Here is a 15006-nt window from a genome sequence, read left to right as displayed (position 1 = left end):
GTAGTTCATAAATGGCTTTCTTAATACCAAATAATAACATAGAATAGATTTAGACTTATTTAAAAATTCATTTTCTGTGGCAAATTGCTGATAATCATAGTATTTGAGTTTATAGGAGAATATAGGGAGAGTGGCATAGTGGAAATAGAAAAGTTGAAAAAATCCATTGAAGAACTGCCTGAAGGCGAAGCAAAGTCACTACTATTTCATATTTTATTCCGATTGAATCTTGTAAAAGAAACGGATTATTCAGAGACGAATTTTATAAATGACGTGGAAAGCATATACGAAACGGTGTTCAAATTATCAAAGGAACGGTCGGAAGCGAAGGAGGAAGAGACTTTTCAAAAGGTACATATTCTCTTTGGGCTTTCTGGTGCAGGGTCACTAAAATATGCTTTAAAGAAAATGGGCCTATCTAAGAGGGAAAAGGTTATTTCCTTTTGGGATATATTCTCGATTGGTCTTATTGAGCAACTACATGAAAGTGATGGGCAAGAAGCAAGATTTCAATGGATGAAAAATGTGATGGATGATGACCAATTTCAAGATTATCAACAGGGATTTTATAACACTGTCAATCAAATAAATTCTGTTCCTGACAATGTGCCAATTACGATATGGGTAGCTGATAACACCCATGAACAGACAGGACTAAGATATGTTCTATATTTATTGAGGAATAAAACGAATGAAATCAAGGTGATTAATGCAACAAAGGGACATGCTGAACATTTTAATCGACCAGACATTCAATATACTGTTCTACAAACAGGAGAGATGTCCCCTGAGCAATTGCAAGTTATCTATGAGAAAGGACAACCCAAAATTTTATCAAAGTACGAGAGAAAGGAACTCGAGAAAGCATGGATGGCTCTTGCTGATACGAAGGAAACATTGCGTATTTGGAGAAGTGGAAAGATACGCAACGTTAAAGAGGACTATTACGACCAATATATGATAAATGTGGCGAAAAAACTTTAGATTGAAAGAGAACGAGCAAAAGAACCTGAACCTTTCATGAAGTCTGCAAGATTAATAGGAGAAGTGATAGGGCATTTAGACCAATATATGGGGGATGCATTCTTCGAGTATCGGCTAAGAAAGTTGATAGAAAAAGGTGTTTTTGAGATGGAAGGCAATTTGAAGGCTATGAGATATTACAGTGTGAGATTGAAACGCTAATGGTTGAAGAATATAATTTATTTTTGGCGATTCTATTCCAAAAAGGTATTTAAATGAAGGTAGAAAGGTGACTCTAAGCATGAATAAGAAGACAAGAATAATAAAAAGAGGAGAGTTATTAAATCGAGATGATATATGGAACATTGTTAGTGATGTGCTGATTGAATTTGGCTACTCATCAGAAAATAAAATTGCATATGAAGCATTTATTATTCTTCAATACTATTCAGAAATGGAAAGTGGAGGTCATGAAAGTTTATTAAGATGGAATTCAGACCATATAGAGAAAATAGGAATCACTCGTTATTTGGAAGAACTAATCGGTATTCTTGAAAAAATAGATGCTCATGAGTATGCCAAGATTGAAAAAACATATGGCGTGGAAATGTGGAGATTGTACGTTTCCTTAGAAAATAACGAGATAGATGAAAGGGAGTTTTATAGCGTTATCGAAAAAGCAAACGATGAATATTATAACCTCAATGAAAAATTGAGAGAATTAATCGAAACCTACTTTGTAATGATTCACACCGATTTAATTGAAGTTGTTGATGATTAATTCTTTTATTGAAACAGTGAAAACTGTTTGTACTTAAACTAAATTTATAAATTCCATTATGACTTAAAGGTGCAAAATGAAAACTTACACTGAATATCTACCAAGAGATAAGCATGACTCCGAAAAGAGTAAACCAATTAAAGAACCTAAGTAGAAAAGAACTCGTTCTTTTGTTACCAGGTCTTATGGAATGGATTCAGGACATGAACTGGCCGATAGCAGAGGAAGCTTCAGAACTTCTATTAACTTGTTCAGATGAAATAGTACCACTGATTAAAGAGGTTTTAGCCACGAATGATGACGTTAGGAAGTATTGGTGTTTAATAATTTTGGTGAAAAGATTACCAGAGGATTTAAGAATGCAATTTAAAAAGAATTTAATAAGACTTGTTGAAAGTCCAACAGCAGGAGAAAAGTTAGAAGAACTTGATGAAATTTCAGTTGAGATTTTACAGATGATTGAATGAATTTTAGGGAGCTTATGAATGGAAAAAACGAATGTAAAGGTTTATTTTTCAGCGAAGGCAGATGAATTTTCTATTGAACATTTTACAAATGTATTAGGAATCAAGCCGACAAGGACATATATAAAAGGTGAAGCTATTAAAAGACCACCTAATCCTAATGTGATTTCGAGAGGAACGCATTATCGGCAATATACCAGTTGGGAGTTAGGTACAGATTACGAGCAGTCTTATGATATTAGTGAACAATTGGATTTCGTTTTGAATCAATTGGAGGGGAAGGAAGAACAGTTAAATCAGTTAAGGGAAAATTATGACTTAGCGTATAGATTTACCATCGTTATTCAAATAGAAAATAATGAAAAACCAGCTATGTACTTAGATAGGAGATTTATTCATTTTACCGATTCCATAGGGGCAGATGTGGATTTTGACCTTTATGTTTATAGCTGATGGGGAAGTAAGACTACAAAATAATGAAAGAGCAGGAACTATCACCCTGCTCATTAAACGATTAAAATTCCCCTTCGCTAAAGTAATCATATAATTGGCTATTCAAGCTTTCCAATTGAATGTTTTGTGAATGAGGAAATCCATCTTTTTTCGTTTTTTGGGAACACATCCAGCACGAACAATGCACTTTCCCTTTTGCGAAATATCCAGTAAAGCGAGATTGCCAACCTAAATGTTTGGCAATCTTTATTTTACGATGAATCACTCTTTTTCGATGATGTCGATAATAAGCACGACTTCGATTCTTAATATGTGGCTTCACTTGCCATCACACTCCTTGGGATAAGGCTCAGCCTGTAAAAGTCCCCCAAAGGAAATTTAGACACTACAGGCCGAGTATGATGGCAGGAAATGTAATGAGAAGGTCCAAGTTAATCACCTCTTTAAGATGTTTTTCTTTAATTATACAGCAAATAGATTATTTGAATATCTTATTAATCTGTTCTCGGTCGTAGTCTAAAATCCAATCATTTAGTTCTTCATAAAGTGAATCTAAATCTTCTTTGTTTGAGGCGATAACGTCACAGCCTCGGTCATCATATAGATGGTAAATCATTTTCTTTGTAACATTAATAAAATAAATGTCAATACCAGGGCGGTATAACCCTTTTAGAATTTGGGATGGATGTGGAAAATCCTCATAACTAATAGCAGTTAAGAGCGGTTTATAACGAATGTCGCTCTTTTTACAAGGTAGAACAAATCGATGTGTGACCATGTCCTCATAATCATCTTCATCCTCTAAGAAAACACTTGGTAACATCTTATGTTGCAGTTTTTGCCTTAACTTCTTGTCTTTTATATATTTTTGGTAGACTTTTGTGGGTCTTTTTTGCAAGAAAGTATCATTCCTCTCACAATGAATGTCAGTGACCAGTAACATTTCATCGGTATCATGAAAAACTTTATTGAATATGCCATTAATTCTTTCTTCGATTTGCTGAAGATTGTTCTTATCTTCATGTTGTACCCAGGGCATAGAAATTTCAAAACGGATACCGTATTCCCATGAATAAAATAGGGGCGGTCTTAAAGTAAGGTTATCAAAATGCTCTTTCATAAATTGGGATAAAAAGTTTATCATATTGTTTTTCCTCCAAATAATATATGGTTAATAATTGCGTACTTTGTAAAAATAGAATTTGAGGTAATATTGGTTCAGGAGGTGTCAATAAATGTCAGATGTAAAATTGTTCACAGCTATTTATATTCCAGAAACACCATTTGTAAATGGGGGATTAAAGCCTAAAAGTACAAAGAACAATCATTTTGATTTGCTGGAAAGCGAAAAAATAGCGGATACTCTTTATCATTTTATTTATAAAAAGGATGAAATACAAATACACAGCTATTATTATATTGGGGATTTAGAAGATGCCTTGGAAAGATATTTATTTGTGGAGAACAATGATTTATATGATGACTTTGTTTCACCGTTTTGGGGTGGTGGACAAAGGTATTGGGAAAGTGGTATGGATACCTATTTAGATATTTATAGCCCCGAAACCGTACTTGAACAGCTAAATCAAGCATATAAGAATCGTTTTTATGAAGAGGATGAACCGACCCCTTTGTGCCATATATTTGGACAACAGATGTGGCATAGTGATGCCTATCTTATTGCCAATCGAACAGCTTTAATCGAACTTAAAGAAGCGATTGATGTTGCATTAAAGCATAAAGAAATAAGGTTAGGGTTATCCCCTTCAGATGGTGAGGGTTACGATTTATTTATTAAATGTGTTGAGGATGATTTTGAATGGGAAGAGTTAGAAATGCCATATCACGATAGAGATTGTTATGTACCTGATGAAACGGTAGGGATTCCACCACACAAGGCATTTAAGCAGTATAAACGTCATTTGCGTTAAAAACTTTATCTGACTAAAGGGAGAGATTAGATTGAAACGGGAAAAGTGTCCTTGTTGTGGTTTTCCAACAATTGAAGAACGGGGAATATTTGATATATGTGAACTTTGTCATTGGGAAGACGATGGACAAGACGACCCAAATGCGAATGAAGTATGGGGAGGTCCAAATGGTGATTATTCCCTCACAGAAGCAAGAAAGAATTTTAAAGAAAACCTCATTATGTATAGAGATAGGAGAAATACAGAAAAACAAACCGATAAAGAGGTTGAAGTAAAAAAATCTTTAATAAGTATGTTTGTTGAATTAGACAAGTGCAAACCTGATTCGTCAGAATATGAGGCACTTTGTAGGAAGATAAAGTCATACGAAGATATTTTAATGGGGATTTCTTATGAAACATAAGGTTAGCAATTTGAATATATAAAAAGTAGGTGTCATGTTGGAGAATATGATGGATTTAGTATCTTTACTAAGAATGAAAAAAGTAAGAGTGATAGAAATACCTAAGTGGGGGACATATCTGCGAAAGCAATGGGAAGATAACTTTGTCAATCATCTTAGCGATAAAGAAAAGAAATCTATTTATCTTTATGATGAAGATGGTTGTTGTGGCTACCTATGGCATGTATTTAGTTATGAAAGAAGGAAGTATTTAAAGGAGGAACAAGCTGATATAGCATTTAACGAACAATCCAAACAATCTTGCTATGTTTTTTATCAGCATACCGATGATGCTTTTATCCTTGAAAATGCTTCACCTTTAACAGCCGAGGACTTTGTAAATGATGAAGATGTCTACGTAGTAGATAAAGAGTTTAATTGGACTTATGTAAGAACCCATGAAACAGGCTGGTGCGGTCCGTATTTCAGTCGAAAAGACAAAACAAACTAAGCTATATGGTTTGATTAGCAGTCAATCGTGATGACATTGATAGTTAAAATTGACGGATATTATCACCAAGTTCTAATTAAAGGGAAAAGGTGTTCAAAACAGGAACTTATGAAAAGGTATATAAATGCCAAAGCACTTACTTCAGATATTTTTGACCTTCCAGCTCTATTTTGTAGAATTAACTGCTTTGACCAACTTGCCTATAATGAAGACATAGAGGTTGATTATGTAATTGATACCGACACAGATAGAATATATAAACCATCTTATTAAGTGGGTAACTCTGCTCACTTTGATAATAGAGGAGAGGAGATAGCTTGAAGGTTATATTTTCGATATTAACAATTTTATGTGTTGCAATTGCTTTAATAGGATGCCAATTACAACAAGGAGAAACAATGGTTCTTTTAGATGAAAAAATATCTGAAATTAAAATTTCAAAGTCTAATGGAACAGGAAAAATGAATGAGAAGATTATTCTATCAATTAAAGATGGGGAATCATTAGATGCTTTTGAAAAGGCGATTACGACTGCTGTCAAACAACCAGGGGAGGTTAAGATATCTGAACCTGATTACGATGTAATGGTGGAATACGAGGCAGAAGAAGGGGGACTGCCTACACATGGAATTCATTTATGGTTAGGAAAGGAAAATGAGAAGAGTACGTTTATGTATATTACCGATGATTCGATTTATCTTACATCCCCACAAATGACAAAGGAGTTAAGAAGGTTGATACTATCGGAATGATTATCACTTAACGTAACAGGAAATAATGTGGAAGATACGGAGAAAAGAAAATGGATTTGAATGATATTGAAAGACAACTGGTACTGATAAATGAGAAATTGCAGAAACCGTTCCCCTATAGAGATACAGATAAAATCCAAGAAGATTACAGTAATGCTTTTTCCAAGTTATCTGATGATGATAACTGGTTAACAGCGGATTTTAATACTTATTGCATGAACATCGCTGGGACTTTAAGTTATGTTTTAATAGGGAAGTCAAATAAAATTCCAAAAGGTCAAATAGAAATGTTGAGGTTTTCATTCTTTGAGTTCTTTAAACAATATAGATTTTTTGAAGATAACATAACTCAATATGATGGATTTTACCAAGAATATATGGATTTTGAAAAGGCAAGAAAATTGCTGTTGCAATATTTATCTACATATATGAAGTGATTTCTGGGGATTAAAATGCTTTATACTCCCTAACCCCTTTAATCCTATTCCCTGCAATAACTATGTAACCCAATAATAAACCCTTGTGCCACACAATAAACCAATAGGAAAATCAAAACAAAGTTCTGATATGCCTGTGGAAATCGTGTGGATAAAGGCAGGAAGAAAAGAAAGAAAAGAAGGGGTGGGAACAGGAATCCCATCCTTTTGCCTGACTAAAAAAGAGAAGGAAAAGACTGATAAGCCCTGTTCTATCAATACTTGAATGAAAGTGTGAGGGGTTCGTAAGAACCCCAAAAGCCTGAAAAAGAGTGCGAAAAAGCAGGAGAAAAAGGCAGGAAGAAAAGCAAGAAATAGCAGAACATTATTATCATAAATAATAAAGTTGTGGCAGAAAAAAGTGAGAAGAAAATTGAGAAAATGCCTGATTCGTGCAGAACTCTATTTTAACTGTTTGAAAATTCTTAAAATATGAACGTAGGAATGACAAGGGTTTGTGGAAAATGGGTGTAGCAGGACATTAATATTACTGAACAAGTATAACGATCAAAGAACGAATTTCCGATAGTGGAATAAGTTCTTTTTTCTTGTTGTTCTAAAAAGGTTTAAAAGCTTTTTGTTGAAGTTATTGAACTAACAGCGCAGTTTAGTTTAATAATCATTCACACAGAGAACAATGGAACTTAAAAAAGATGATGCTTGTGCAATACAATCATCATCTTTTTTAGGTGCGCTTAAGAGCTTTTCTTTAAAATGTCATTTATCTTTTTGGAGCATTTTATTTAAATTTATAACCACCAATAACTTAATTAACCATCTAACTGCTATTTTTTTAGAAATCCTACATATTTAAAAGTTTAATTTCATCTCAACTTATAACACTCCAGCAATTTTCAGAAGATCTGTCATTCTGAATTTACCTTTTTTTCCAAGCGTTGGTTTCCAATCAGGGTTTTCCCTTAAAAAGGACTGTTCATCCCCTTGAAGCAGACCAATCAATACTTCAGCCACTATCCTGCCACCCACTGGCCCCAACCTTGTTCCATCCTTTTCAATTTGTGCTTCTCTAAGAATATAGAACCACAGAGGAGTTTTTCGGTCAAAACCTAAATCTGCAACATCGGACAAATCAACTGGTAGTAGTGGTCGGATAAACATTTCTTTTGCAATATCTTGGCCCGATGGCAAACCAAATGAAAGTCCTCGCAAAAGACTGCGTTGCGGAAGGGCTTTTGGATCTGGCACGAACGGTAGTTCAAACATTGGGCTGGATATTGTCGTATCGATTTTTTTTCCTTGCTGAACAACACCACTTTCTGTGTTAAAGAAGTTACTCCACTCTACAAATCTCCTAGGAGCTCGTTTACCACCTCGTAAATCATCCGGATCTGGGTGATTTTGATCTTGGCTAGAATTAAATATTGGTGCTGTAAATTGACTATTCACCTTATAAACTGGTCTAACCTGACTGTGACCAATCCTAAATGCTGCCATTGCAAACTCTACCGGTATATACGGTTTATTTTTAAACTTGTAGAATTTTCGGCCATTCTTAAGAATATCCTTGATCACAGATTTTCCTACAATAAGTGGCAAGTATTCATACAATACAATCCATTGGTAATGCCATCGAACTAGACGTTGCGCTTCTGCAAAAGCTTGAAATGGTGCGGTTATTCCATTTGCTATTACTTGATCCACAACTGCATTATGAAATTTTAAGAATGATAGGTGGAGTTGTGAAATGATCAAATTCTCATCGTTTCTCGGATCTGCCATCAACGCTGTATTTTGACTGTTTCTAGGTACATCGTTTGGAAAATCCTTATCAATCAATAACTTGATGCCGCCTGTTGTAATGTCATATAAATGAGGACTTGCAACTGGTCCCCCTCCATAAATACTGTCCAGTTCCAACACAGGTGTTCTGAAGTTTTCAATTGTATTTGGGTCGTTCTGATGTTCTAAGCTAGACGTTGGATCGAAAGTTATATCGTGGTCGATAAATTGGCCGAAAAATGTAAAACCTGATGGAATTTTAGGATTATCAAGGTTTTTGGAATCATTATCCATTATCCCTTCCTTTTTTCCTAGCTCCAATAGTGCAGACCTTACTTTTTTCGTATCTTTATGAGCTGATGGCAAAAATGGAAACATACGACCAAATTTGTCACTGTCATTCACTTTTGACTGGTTATAATATCTTTGCCAAAACTCTTCATTGGATTTCAAAATTTTCCCCCCTAGAGCTTTACGTATATTCCAGTAAATTCAAATTTTCAGTACAATATGAAGATATTCGTAGAAAGGTAAAATAATGTCTCAAACCTTTAATCACATCCGTTGCACTAGCTTGGTTAAGATACAAATTTATCCCTTCTTTTATATAAGTTTTAGATCATAAGCTTTGCTTGTTTGGAATAGTAACTTCTGTCAGTAAAAAAGCTCTACAGTGATAATTTTTTTAATCTGCCTACCTAGGGGCATACGGGGTTTTAAAGGGGTTCGATATACTATTAAAGCAGACGAGGAATTTGTTAAAGCTAGACGTGAACAACTGGATAAAAGACAAAAAGAATTGCGTAAAGAAACTGGATTTATATTTAATAGAGAAGAATACATAGATTATTTAAGTCAAAACCTTTACGCATTATTGATGTAAATTGTTAATCTAATCCACTTATTCATTAAAACTGTTCTTTAGTTTTGATAATTCATCCAATCCTATATAATAAAACCCACCAATGTGTTGCCACAAACATACGACGCATTGTGAAGCGGTTGCTTGGTTGGAATTAGCATAATTAATATTTTGTATACAAAAAAAGTATCAGATTATATTGTGACGAGAATGGTGGCATTTACTGCAGGGGCACTATTCTAGAGTGGATAGTATTACTAAGAAAGGCTGTGTTAAAAGTCAAATAACTTTTAACACAGCCTCAAGTTGCCCTTCACATTATTCAAGCTCGATTAATAAATCACCTGTTGAAATTGCGTCGCCTGAAGCAACATAAATTTCTTTAACAATCCCGTCTTTCGGTGCTTGAACTGTTGTTTCCATTTTCATAGCCTCAGTAATTAATAAATGATCGCCACGTTTCACTGAGCTACCTTTTGATACTGCTACTTTTAAAACAGTACCTGGCATTGTTGCACCAATTTGATTTGGATTTGACGGATCTGCTTTCGGTGCTTTATTGCCTGTTACTTCTACCGTCATATCTTGAATGATAATTTCACGGGATTGACCGTTAATTTCAAAGTAAATTACACGTGTACCATCGTGTTGTGGTTCTCCGATTGATACCAGTTTAATAATTAGTGTTTTTCCTTTTTCAATTTCAACTTCAATTTCTTCGCCTAAACGTAAGCCGTATAGGAATGTTGCCGTATCTAAAACTGAAATATCGCCGAACTGTGAATTTACTTTCGCATATTCTTCAAAGACTTTTGGATAAAGTGCGTATGCAAGAACATCTTTATGAGATGGTGTACGACCAATTTTTTCTTCTAGCTCAATGGCTAACTGTTCAAAATTAACAGGCTCTAATAATTCACCTGGTCGAACTGTAATTGCTTCTCGGTCTTTTAAAATAAGTTGTTGTAATTCTTTTGGGAAGCCACCATGTGGTTGTCCTAAATAACCTTGGAACAGTTCAATGACTGAATCAGGGAAATCTAGAGTTTTCCCGCGTTCATAAATATTTTCTTCATCTAAATCGTTTTGTACCATAAATAATGCCATGTCCCCAACAACTTTAGAAGAAGGTGTTACTTTAACAATATCACCAAACATTAAATTTACTCTTGAATACATGTCTTTCACTTGCTCCCAGCGATCGCCTAGCCCAACTGCTTTCGCTTGTTGTTGCAAGTTACTATATTGTCCACCTGGCATTTCATGTACAAACACTTCTGAATGAGGTGCATTCATACCGCTCTCAAAGTCCACGTAATATTTACGCACATCCCCCCAATAATAGGAAAGTTTTTCAAGGGCATTGATATCTGCACGTACTTTACGTTCTTCGCCACTTAACGCGTAGTATAATGAATTAGCACTCGGCTGTGATGTTAAACCAGACATTGAACCTAATGCTGTATCAATAATATCGACACCTGCTTCGATTGCTTTCGCATAGACAAAGATTCCGTTTCCACTTGTATCATGAGTATGAAGGTGGATCGGTAAATCCGTTGCATCCTTTAATTCAGAGATTAAACGATATGCTGCATTTGGCTTTAACAAACCAGCCATATCTTTAATGGCTAAAATATGAGCCCCTGCATGCTCTAATTGTTTCGCCATTTCCTTATAATATTGCACTGTATACTTCGCACGGCTTTCATCGAAAATATCACCTGTATAACAAATCGCCGCTTCTGCCACTTTTCCATTCAATCGTACTTCGTCAATGGCTACTTCCATTGCTTTTACCCAGTTTAATGAATCAAAAATACGGAAGACATCCACACCAGATTGTGCCGCCTGTTTAATAAACGCACGCACTACATTATCGGGGTAATTTGAATATCCTACTGCATTACTTCCTCTAAAAAGCATTTGGAATAAGACATTTGGAATCTGCTTGCGTAATTGCTCTAAACGTTCCCATGGGTCTTCTTTTAAAAAGCGATATGCTACGTCAAAGGTTGCACCGCCCCACATTTCAAGAGAGAAGAAGTTGTGCAGCAACGTACTAGTTGCATTTGCGATTTCAAACATATCCTTTGAACGAACACGTGTTGCAAGAAGTGATTGATGCGCATCTCGGAATGTTGTATCCGTTAGTAACACATCGTTTTGTTCCTTTATCCAATTAACAAGACCAGCTGCACCTTGCTCATCTAATATTTGCTTCGTACCAGAAAGTGTTGTTCCAGTTACGCTTGGAATATTTGGTTGTACAAAAATTGGTTTCGGACGTTTTTCGATTCCTGGGAATCCATTTAAAGTAACATTTCCGATGTAGTTTAATAACTTCGTTGCGCGGTCTTTTCGTTCTTTAAATACAAATAGCTCAGGTGTTGTATCAATAAAGCTCGTATCAAATTGTCCACTAATAAATTTCTCGTGAAGCACTACATTTTCTAAGAATGGTATATTTGTTTTTACACCGCGAATACGGAACTCGCGTAAATTCCGATCCATTTTTTGAGCTGCTTCTTCAAATGTCATTCCCCAAGTTGATAGTTTCACAAGTAATGAATCGTAGTGGGGTGTAACCACGGCACCTTGGAAACCGTTCCCTGCATCAAGACGTACACCGAAGCCACCTGAAGAGCGATATACCATAATTTTTCCTGTATCCGGCATGAAATTATTTTTTGGATCTTCTGTCGTAATACGTGATTGAATCGCATAACCGAATAACGGAATATCTTTTTGCTGAGGCATACCGATTTTTTTACTATGTAATGCATGACCTTCTGCAATTTTAATTTGTGTATGAACGATATCAATACCTGTAATCATTTCTGTAATTGTATGTTCTACTTGAATACGTGGGTTGACTTCAATGAAGTAAAACTCATCATCCGTCACTAAAAACTCTACCGTACCAGCATTGACATATTGCACATTTTTCATCAATTGCACAGCAGCTGCACAAATGCGATTGCGTAAATCGTTTGAAATTGAATTCGATGGGGCAATTTCTACTACTTTTTGATGACGACGTTGAATGGAGCAGTCACGCTCATATAAATGCACAATATTTCCTTCTTCATCACCTAAAATTTGTACTTCAATGTGTTTTGGTTTGATGATTGCCTTTTCAACATACACTTCGTCTGAACCAAAGGCCGCTTTTGCTTCTGATTTTGCACGTTCGTATGCTGTAGCTAGGTCATTTGGATTTTCAACAAGACGCATCCCACGACCACCACCACCAAGGGCTGCTTTAATCATTACAGGGAACCCGTATTGTTTAGCAAATACTTCAACCTCATCTAAGCTATTTACAGGACCATCTGTACCTGGGATAACAGGGATGCCAGCAGCAATCGCTTGTTCACGAGCTTTTACTTTATCCCCAAACATATCTAAATGGATAGATTTCGGACCAATAAAAATTATTCCTTCTTCTTCACAACGTTGGGCAAAGGCAACATTTTCAGATAAGAATCCGTAACCCGGATGAATTGCATCGACATCGGCATCTTTTGCAATTGCGATAATTCCTTCTATATCTAAATAAGCATCGATTGGCTTTTTACCTTGTCCAACTAAATATGCTTCATCTGCTTTAAAGCGATGAATGGCACCACTATCTTCATGGGAATAAATTGCAACCGTTTTTATCTTCAATTCAGTACATGCGCGGAAAATACGAATCGCAATTTCACCACGGTTTGCTACTAAAATTTTCTCGATTTTTCTCATAAAATTACCCCCCATTTTTTAATTCTATTTAAAGTAATAGACCATGTTTAAGTAGTAGGGGGGTGTCCAAACAATTTTCACTTTAGGACACCCCCTATGAAATTAAGGAATCATCCAAGTTAAAACAGTACTTTGTAAGAAAGTAATAATACAAATTGCTAGTAATAAAATTAAGCTATACTTGAATGCGAATTTTAGTAATTCAGATTCTTTACCTGCTAGTCCAACAGCTGCTGCAGCAACTGCTAATGTTTGTGGTGAAATCATTTTTCCTGTAACACCACCACCTGTATTTGCTGCTAAGGCCAACACAGGATCCATTCCTACTGACTCTGCAGTGACTTGTTGTAACTTCGCGAATAATACGTTTGATGAAGTATCGGAACCTGTAACAACTACACCAATCCAACCTAAAATTGGAGAGAAGAATGGGAATAAAGCGCCTGTCTTCGCTAACACTAAACCTAAAGTTGCCATCATTCCAGCTGTATTCGCTACATATGCGTATCCTACAACACAGCAAATTGTTAGTAATGGGAACTTAATTTCATTTAAAGTAGAGAAAAATGTTTTAACCCAATTGCCCCATGAAATTTTTAAAATGAATTTTGAAATAATGGCAGCAAATAAAATAGCAGTACCAGCAGCACCTAAAAGTTCTAATTTATAAACAGCGGCAATTTCTTTCCCTGTTGCACCATCAATGACGACATTATGTAAGAACGGTACTTCAGGATAAAACGTTAAAGCGCTTCCAATTGAATTCACAAAATTTAAAATGGCATTTCCACCATCATATGTTCCAACTAACGCTTTCTTAAATGTTGGAATTCCCCAAGCGGAGATAAAGAAAGTTAATACAATAAATGGTGACCATGCTGTTAAGACTTGTCCACCTGTATAATGTGTTTGTTTAATTTCACTTACTTGTACATCATCTTTAAAGCGATAAATTGTTTTTGGTTGCCAGAAGCGTAGGAAAATTGTTAAAGCAATTAATGAAACTAATGATGATAAAATATCTGGTAGCTCAGCGCCTAAGTAGTTTGAGCTTAAAAATTGTGTAATGGCAAATGAAAAACCAGATACTAAAATAGCTGGTAACACTTCTAATGCTTTTTTAAAGCCAACCATAATTACTACTAACACTAATGGGATAAATACTGCTAGAATCGGCAATTGACGACCAACCATTTTTGAGATTTCAATTGCTGGTATCCCCGTAATTCCCTCCATAACTGTAATCGGTACCCCAATTGCGCCAAAAGCAACAGGAGCAGTATTTGCGATTAAGCAAAGACCAGCTGCTTGTAACGGTTTAAAGCCTAGTCCTACAAGTAACGCTGCAGAAATTGCCACCGGAGCACCAAATCCAGCAGCCCCTTCTAAGAATGCACCAAATGAAAATGCTATTAATAATGCTTGTATTCTTCTATCTGGTGTAATAGAAAGTACGGAAGAGCGAATTACTTCAAAATGTCCTGTTTTCACCGTTAAGTTATATAAAAATACTGAAGTAATAATGATCCAACCAATTGGTATAATTCCGTACACAGCCCCCTGTGATGCAGATGCTAATGCTGTTATGACTGGCACTTTAAATGCAATAACTGCGACTAATATAGCTAAAATTAATGTTGTAAGCCCTGCCATATAACCTTTCATCTTTTTGATTGCTAGTGCCCAGAAGAAATATAGAATTGGCACTGTTGCAACTAGTGCAGTCCAGCCTAGACTGTTAGCGACTGCAGTAAAGTCTTGAGTAAACGTCATTCTTGCTCCCCCTAATTTAAATTAAATTTCTTTCCCCTAATAGCAAGTAATTCATCAGATGACCTTATGTGCTAGATTATAAATAGAATTTTTTAATAATTCAATGTATTTTTTAACTAAAAAAATCACTTTTTAGATTGACATTGTCATTGAGAAGGATTTTTATTTAAT

13 protein-coding genes and 1 pseudogene are annotated in these 15006 nt (G+C 35.4%); 9 read left to right on the top strand and 5 right to left on the bottom strand.

Going from position 1 to position 15006, the window contains the following annotated elements; all coding sequences use genetic code 11:
* Positions 1–138 precede the first annotated feature (138 nt).
* The 4 genes and pseudogenes from NKR20_RS15550 (at position 139) to NKR20_RS15535 (ending at position 2661) form a co-directional block, all read left to right on the top strand.
* A pseudogene (locus tag NKR20_RS15550) lies at positions 139–1185 on the top strand (DUF1835 domain-containing protein).
* 79 nt (positions 1186–1264) lie between these two features.
* The gene (locus tag NKR20_RS15545; protein ID WP_253427419.1) at positions 1265–1744 is read left to right on the top strand and encodes a DMP19 family protein; all 480 of its coding nucleotides are present in this window, start codon (positions 1265–1267) and stop codon (positions 1742–1744) included.
* A gap of 113 nt (positions 1745–1857) precedes the next feature.
* Positions 1858–2211, top strand: a complete 354-nt coding sequence (locus NKR20_RS15540) for a DUF5071 domain-containing protein (protein ID WP_253427417.1) — start codon at positions 1858–1860, stop codon at positions 2209–2211.
* A gap of 18 nt (positions 2212–2229) precedes the next feature.
* Positions 2230–2661, top strand: a complete 432-nt coding sequence (locus tag NKR20_RS15535; RefSeq protein WP_253427415.1) for a DUF4279 domain-containing protein — start codon at positions 2230–2232, stop codon at positions 2659–2661.
* Positions 2662–2722: 61 nt separating this feature from the next.
* Here the strand turns inward: NKR20_RS15535 and NKR20_RS15530 are convergent, their stop codons facing one another.
* Together NKR20_RS15530 and NKR20_RS15525 are read right to left on the bottom strand one after the other, a co-directional pair.
* On the bottom strand, positions 2723–2983 hold the full coding sequence (locus NKR20_RS15530) for a hypothetical protein (RefSeq protein WP_253427413.1): 261 nt from the start codon (positions 2981–2983) through the stop codon (positions 2723–2725).
* Between the two features lie 156 nt (positions 2984–3139).
* Entirely contained in the window at positions 3140–3805 is a 666-nt protein-coding gene (locus tag NKR20_RS15525; RefSeq protein WP_253427411.1) for a DUF3885 domain-containing protein, read from the bottom strand.
* A gap of 91 nt (positions 3806–3896) precedes the next feature.
* Between NKR20_RS15525 and NKR20_RS15520 the strand changes: the two genes are divergently transcribed.
* From NKR20_RS15520 to NKR20_RS15500, 5 genes are all read left to right on the top strand, one after another.
* The gene (locus NKR20_RS15520; RefSeq protein WP_253427409.1) at positions 3897–4592 is read left to right on the top strand and encodes a hypothetical protein; all 696 of its coding nucleotides are present in this window, start codon (positions 3897–3899) and stop codon (positions 4590–4592) included.
* 31 nt (positions 4593–4623) lie between these two features.
* Positions 4624–4995, top strand: a complete 372-nt coding sequence (locus tag NKR20_RS15515) for a CPCC family cysteine-rich protein (RefSeq protein ID WP_253427407.1) — start codon at positions 4624–4626, stop codon at positions 4993–4995.
* Positions 4996–5044: 49 nt separating this feature from the next.
* Positions 5045–5485 (top strand): DUF4275 family protein, encoded by a 441-nt coding sequence (locus tag NKR20_RS15510; RefSeq protein ID WP_253428164.1) that lies wholly within the window; start codon positions 5045–5047, stop codon positions 5483–5485.
* Between the two features lie 317 nt (positions 5486–5802).
* Positions 5803–6237 (top strand): YhfM domain-containing protein, encoded by a 435-nt coding sequence (locus tag NKR20_RS15505; RefSeq protein ID WP_253427405.1) that lies wholly within the window; start codon positions 5803–5805, stop codon positions 6235–6237.
* 50 nt (positions 6238–6287) lie between these two features.
* The gene (locus NKR20_RS15500) at positions 6288–6674 is read left to right on the top strand and encodes a YxiJ family protein (protein WP_253427403.1); all 387 of its coding nucleotides are present in this window, start codon (positions 6288–6290) and stop codon (positions 6672–6674) included.
* A gap of 873 nt (positions 6675–7547) precedes the next feature.
* Here the strand turns inward: NKR20_RS15500 and NKR20_RS15495 are convergent.
* From NKR20_RS15495 to NKR20_RS15485, 3 genes are all read right to left on the bottom strand, one after another.
* Entirely contained in the window at positions 7548–8906 is a 1359-nt protein-coding gene (locus NKR20_RS15495; RefSeq protein WP_253427401.1) for a peroxidase family protein, read from the bottom strand.
* A gap of 727 nt (positions 8907–9633) precedes the next feature.
* A complete protein-coding gene (pyc, locus tag NKR20_RS15490) occupies positions 9634–13062 on the bottom strand; it encodes a pyruvate carboxylase (protein ID WP_121214620.1) in 3429 nt (1142 codons plus the stop codon).
* Between the two features lie 102 nt (positions 13063–13164).
* Positions 13165–14835, bottom strand: a complete 1671-nt coding sequence (locus NKR20_RS15485) for an L-lactate permease (protein WP_253427399.1) — start codon at positions 14833–14835, stop codon at positions 13165–13167.
* Positions 14836–15006 lie beyond the last annotated feature (171 nt).

It is taken from the genome of Ureibacillus endophyticus (genome assembly GCF_024159215.1).
Lineage (GTDB): Bacteria > Bacillota > Bacilli > Bacillales_A > Planococcaceae > Ureibacillus > Ureibacillus endophyticus.
Note: the sequence above shows the minus strand (reverse complement) of the source record. Positions and strands in the feature narration are given on the sequence as shown.

Coding starts and splice junctions, on each gene's coding strand:
- NKR20_RS15545 (WP_253427419.1), top strand. CDS start 1,265: ATGAATAAGAAGACAAGAATAATAAAAAGAGGAGAGTTATTAAATCGA.
- NKR20_RS15540 (WP_253427417.1), top strand. CDS start 1,858: ATGACTCCGAAAAGAGTAAACCAATTAAAGAACCTAAGTAGAAAAGAA.
- NKR20_RS15535 (WP_253427415.1), top strand. CDS start 2,230: ATGGAAAAAACGAATGTAAAGGTTTATTTTTCAGCGAAGGCAGATGAA.
- NKR20_RS15525 (WP_253427411.1), bottom strand. CDS start 3,805: ATGATAAACTTTTTATCCCAATTTATGAAAGAGCATTTTGATAACCTT.
- NKR20_RS15520 (WP_253427409.1), top strand. CDS start 3,897: ATGTCAGATGTAAAATTGTTCACAGCTATTTATATTCCAGAAACACCA.
- NKR20_RS15510 (WP_253428164.1), top strand. CDS start 5,045: ATGGATTTAGTATCTTTACTAAGAATGAAAAAAGTAAGAGTGATAGAA.
- NKR20_RS15500 (WP_253427403.1), top strand. CDS start 6,288: ATGGATTTGAATGATATTGAAAGACAACTGGTACTGATAAATGAGAAA.
- pyc (WP_121214620.1), bottom strand. CDS start 13,062: ATGAGAAAAATCGAGAAAATTTTAGTAGCAAACCGTGGTGAAATTGCG.
- NKR20_RS15485 (WP_253427399.1), bottom strand. CDS start 14,835: ATGACGTTTACTCAAGACTTTACTGCAGTCGCTAACAGTCTAGGCTGG.